The sequence below is a fragment of the Agromyces sp. P1_H4 genome, assembly GCF_056405255.1.
On sequence record NZ_JBFUCL010000319.1, the window covers coordinates 1 to 4,455 of the forward strand.

The following is a 4,455-nucleotide window of genomic DNA, read 5'->3' on the forward strand; positions in this document are numbered from 1 at the left end:
GCCCGTCGGCGACGGCGTCCACCGGCGCGGTCTGCACCGAGCGGCTCCAGGTCGCGCCGTGCCGGGTGACCATGCGGTCGAGCACGGATGCCGCGGCCTCCGCCTGCGCGTCGGGGTCCGCCGCGACGCGGATCTGCCAGCGTGCCGCGCCGTCGGTTCCGGATGCCGCGGCGAGGCCTTCGCGCAGACCCGTCGTCGCGGCGCCCGAGACGGAGTCGACCACCGCCGTGCCGAGGCCGGCGAGCAGGAAGACGACGGCCGCGATGGAACCGAGCACGCCGGCACGCGCCGCAGCGCGCGCGAACGCGATCCGCATCGCTCCCACGCGATCTCCTCGTGTCGTCGGTCCAGGTGCGCGCGAACGGGAATGCTGCAGGGCTCCACCCCGCGCGGTGACGAATCCGCACAGCCTAGCGCTCGAACTCGGTCTTGCGGCCCGCCGTCGGGACCCCCTAGTCTGAAGGGCTGGTCTTCGCGTGACATCCGACGGCCACGAGGGTTCGAAGACGACGACGCAGGAGGACACCATGCAGACAGACAGCTACGCCCGCCAGGTCGCGGTCGACGGCGCTGCCCGCCCGGTCCTCCTCATCGAGGCGTTCTCCGGGTAGCTTCCGCCCCAGCCCCGCAGGCGCAGCCTGCCCATTCCGCGGTATCCCCGCATCCGACGTCGCCGCCGTGCGCGTCCGCTCGATCCGACACGTCGTCGGCGTCCCACGAGAACGCCCTGACGCCTCCTCCGGAAGGAACCGGCTTGTCCGCCACCCCGCTTCACCAGGACCCCTCACCCGCGCGCCCCGGCACCGTGCGCGCGCTGCTCCGGCTGCGCGAGTACGCAGGCCCCGCCATCCCGTTCATCATCGCGGGCATGGCCGCCTCGCTGAGCGCGCAGCTCATCGCCCTGTCGATCCCGCAGGTGCTCCAGTCGATCGTCGACGGCCCGCTCGCCGACGGCGATGCGAGCGCGATCCTCCCGCTCGCCGCGCTCGTGCTGGGCCTCGGCGTGCTCGAGGCCGTCATGATCGCGCTCCGCCGCTGGTTCGTGCTCAAGCCCGGCACCCATGTCGAGGCGCGCATGCGCAACGCGCTCTACGCCAAGCTGCAGGACCTGCCCGTCAGCTTCCACGACCGCTGGCCGAGCGGCCAGCTGCTCTCGCGTGCGGTCAGCGACCTCAACATCATCCGGCGGTGGCTGTCGTTCGGGCTCGTGCTGCTCGTCGTCAACCTCGTCGTCATCGTGGTGGGCCTCGCGATCCTCGTGTCGATGAACTGGATCCTCGGTGCGGTGTTCCTCGTGTGCTCGATCCCGCTGTGGATCGTCGGCTACCGCTTCGAGGGCCGCTACTCCGAGGTGTCGCGCCGCAGCCAGGACCAGGCGGGCGACCTCGCCACCGCGGTCGAGGAGTCGGTGCACGGCATCCGCGTGCTCAAGGCGTTCGGGCGCGGCAAGCACGCGCTCACGACCTTCCGCGCGCAGGCGGAGTCGCTGCGCAGCACCGAGATCGAGAAGGCGCGGCTCGACGCCGGCATCTGGGCGTGGATCCTCGTCGTGCCCACCGTCGCGCTCGCCGTGTGCCTCGTGCTCGGCGTGTGGCTGGCGTCGCAGGGCGTGCTCTCGGTCGGCGAGCTCGTGGCGTTCTTCGCCACCGCGACCGTGCTGGCGTGGCCGATCGAGTCGATCGGCTTCCTGCTCGCGTTCTCGGTCGACGCGCGCACCGCGACCGACCGCTTCTTCGACATCCTCGACAGCGAGAACCAGATCACCGACCCCGAGGCGCCGGTCACGATCGAGCGTCCCCGCGGCGAGCTCGCGTTCAACGACGTGCGGTTCCGCTACCAGGACTCGCCCGACCGCTTCGGCGACCTGCTCGACGGCGTCGACCTCGTGCTCGAGCCGGGCGAGACCATGGCGCTCGTCGGCCTCACGGGCAGCGGCAAGACGACCATGACCGCGCTCACCACGCGGCTCTACGACGTGACGGGCGGCTCCATCACGCTCGACGGCGTCGACATCCGGGCGCTCTCCCGCGAGGAGCTGCGCACCCATATCGCGATGGCCTTCGAGGACGCCACGCTGTTCAGCGCCTCCGTGCGCGACAACGTGCTGCTCGGCCGCCCTGAGCTGGCCGGCGACGACACCGAGGTGCGAGCCGTGGCCGACCGGGTGCTCGAGGAGGCGCTGCGCATCGCGCAGGCCGGCTTCGTGCACGACCTGCCCGACGGCCTCGACACGAAGGTCGGCGAGGAGGGCATGAGCCTCTCGGGCGGGCAGCGCCAGCGGCTCGCGCTCGCACGCGCCGTCGCGGCATCCCCCGCCGTGCTCGTGCTCGACGACCCGCTCTCGGCACTCGACGTGGCCACCGAGGCGCGCGTCGAGGCGGAGCTGCGCGAGGTGCTCGCGTCGACGACCGCGCTCATCGTGGCGCACCGCCCCTCGACGGTCATGCTCGCCGACCGGGTGGCGCTCCTCGAGGACGGGCGGGTCACCGCCGTCGGCACGCACTCCGAGCTGCTGCGCGAGAACGGCCACTACGCCTTCGTCATCTCCAGCCTGGAGGACGAGGAGAAGCGGGAGGCCGCACAGGCCTCCGGCATGGAACCCATCGCACGGGAGATCGAACCCATCGCACGAGAGGAGGCGACCCGATGAGCACCGTCACGGGCGTCGAGGGCGAGGAACGCCACGACTTCACGAAGGCCGAATCCACCCAGATCCGCCAGCGGTCGCTGCGGCTGCTCGGCTCCCTGCTGCACCCGGTCCGGGCGCGGCTGTGGATCACCATGGCGATCGTCGTCATCTCGACGGGCGCGCAGGTCGCGGGTCCGGCGCTCATCGCGTACGGCATCGACCAGGGCCTGCCCGCGCTCATGGCGGGCGACTGGATGCCGGTCGGCTTCGCCGGCGTGGCGTACCTCCTCACCGGCGCGGCCGGCGCGTTCCTCATCGCGTGGTACATCCGGCTGTCGGCGAGGATCAGCCAGGCGGTGCTGCTCGACCTGCGCACCCGGGTGTTCCTGCACACGCAGAAGCTCTCGCTCGAGTTCCACGAGTCCTACACGTCGGGCCGCATCATCTCCCGGCAGACGAGCGACCTCGACGCGATCCGGGAGCTCCTCGACGAGGGCATCAACCAGCTCGTGCGCGGGGCGCTCTACATGTCGTTCACGGCGGTGGCGCTCGCGCTCCTCGACTGGACGTCGGCGCTCGTGCTGCTCGCCGCGCTCGTGCCGCTCGCCGTGCTCACGCGGTGGTTCCAGGTGCGGTCGCAGCGGCTCTTCCGGCGCTCGCGCGTCGCCAGCGCGAGCCTCATCGTGCACTTCGTCGAGTCGATGACGGGAATCCGCGCCGTACAGGCGTTCCGCAAGGAGCAGCGCAACGAGAAGGAGTTCGGCGACCTCGTCGAGGACTACCGCGGCGTGAACGCGAAGGTCATCCAGCTGTTCGGCATCTACGATCCGGGCCTGCTGCTGATCGGCAACGTCTGCGTCGCGGCCGTGCTCGTCGTCGGCGGATTCCGCGTGGTCGACGGCGGCATGGAGGTGGGTGTGCTGCTCGCGGCCCTGCTCTACACCAAGCGCTTCTTCGACCCGATGGAGGAGATGGCGATGTTCTACAACGGGTACCAGTCCGCGGCATCCGCGCTCGAGAAGATCTCGGGCGTGCTCGAGGAGGAGCCGAGCGTGCCCGACCCCGAACGTCCGGTCGACCTCTGGAACGCCGACGGCCACGTGCGGTTCGAGCGCGTCGAGTTCGCGTACACACGCGACCGCGTCATCCTGCCGCGGTTCGACCTCGACATCCCGGCGGGCCAGACGATCGCGCTCGTCGGGTCGACGGGCGCAGGCAAGTCGACGCTCGCGAAGCTCATCGCCCGGTTCTACGACCCGAGTGACGGCGTGGTGGAGCTCGACGGGATCGACCTGCGGCAGTTGCACCCGAAGGACCTCCGGCGCGCGATCGTCATGGTCACGCAGGAGGCGTACCTGTTCTCGGGGTCGGTCGCCGACAACATCGCGCTCGGCAAGCCCGACGCGACCTTCGACGAGATCGTGGCGGCCGCTCGCGCGGTCGGCGCCCACGAGTTCATCGAGGGCCTGCCGAACGGCTACGACACCGACGTGAACAAGCGCGGCGGGCGCGTCTCGGCCGGGCAGCGGCAGCTCATCTCGTTCGCCCGGGCGTTCCTCGCGAACCCCGCGGTGCTGATCCTCGACGAGGCGACATCGTCGCTCGACATCCCGAGCGAGCGCGCGGTGCAGGAGGGCTTGCAGTCCCTCCTCGCCGACCGCACGGCCGTGATCATCGCGCACCGCCTGTCGACCGTGGCGATCGCCGACCGGGTGCTCGTCATGGAGCACGGGCGCATCGTCGAGGACGGCGCGCCCGCCGACCTCATCGGCGGGTCGGGGCGGTTCGCGGCGCTGCACGCGGCCTGGCGCGACTCGCTCGTGTAG

4 protein-coding genes are annotated in these 4,455 nt (G+C 71.3%); 3 read left to right on the forward strand and 1 reads right to left on the reverse strand.

The genetic code is table 11. The features are described 5' to 3' along the window. Positions 1–316, reverse strand: a 316-nt coding sequence (locus AC1DY2_RS16160; protein ID WP_476763348.1) for a hypothetical protein, incomplete at its 3' end; no start/stop codon positions are given. Between the two features lie 160 nt (positions 317–476). Between AC1DY2_RS16160 and AC1DY2_RS16165 the strand changes: the two genes are divergently transcribed. From AC1DY2_RS16165 to AC1DY2_RS16175, 3 genes are all read left to right on the forward strand, one after another. Next, positions 477–611, forward strand: a complete 135-nt coding sequence (locus tag AC1DY2_RS16165) for a hypothetical protein (RefSeq protein WP_268891261.1) — start codon at positions 477–479, stop codon at positions 609–611. A 143-nt stretch (positions 612–754) separates the two neighbouring features. Further along, positions 755–2,650, forward strand: a complete 1,896-nt coding sequence (locus AC1DY2_RS16170) for an ABC transporter ATP-binding protein (protein WP_476763349.1) — start codon at positions 755–757, stop codon at positions 2,648–2,650. Continuing rightward, a complete protein-coding gene (locus AC1DY2_RS16175) occupies positions 2,647–4,455 on the forward strand; it encodes an ABC transporter ATP-binding protein (RefSeq protein ID WP_476763350.1) in 1,809 nt (602 codons plus the stop codon). Before AC1DY2_RS16170 ends, AC1DY2_RS16175 begins: the two co-directional genes overlap by 4 nt.

Bases quoted from the DNA above. Each gene is read 5' to 3' on its own strand.
- AC1DY2_RS16175 (WP_476763350.1), top strand. From the start codon at position 2,647: ATGAGCACCGTCACGGGCGTCGAGGGCGAGGAACGCCACGACTTCACG.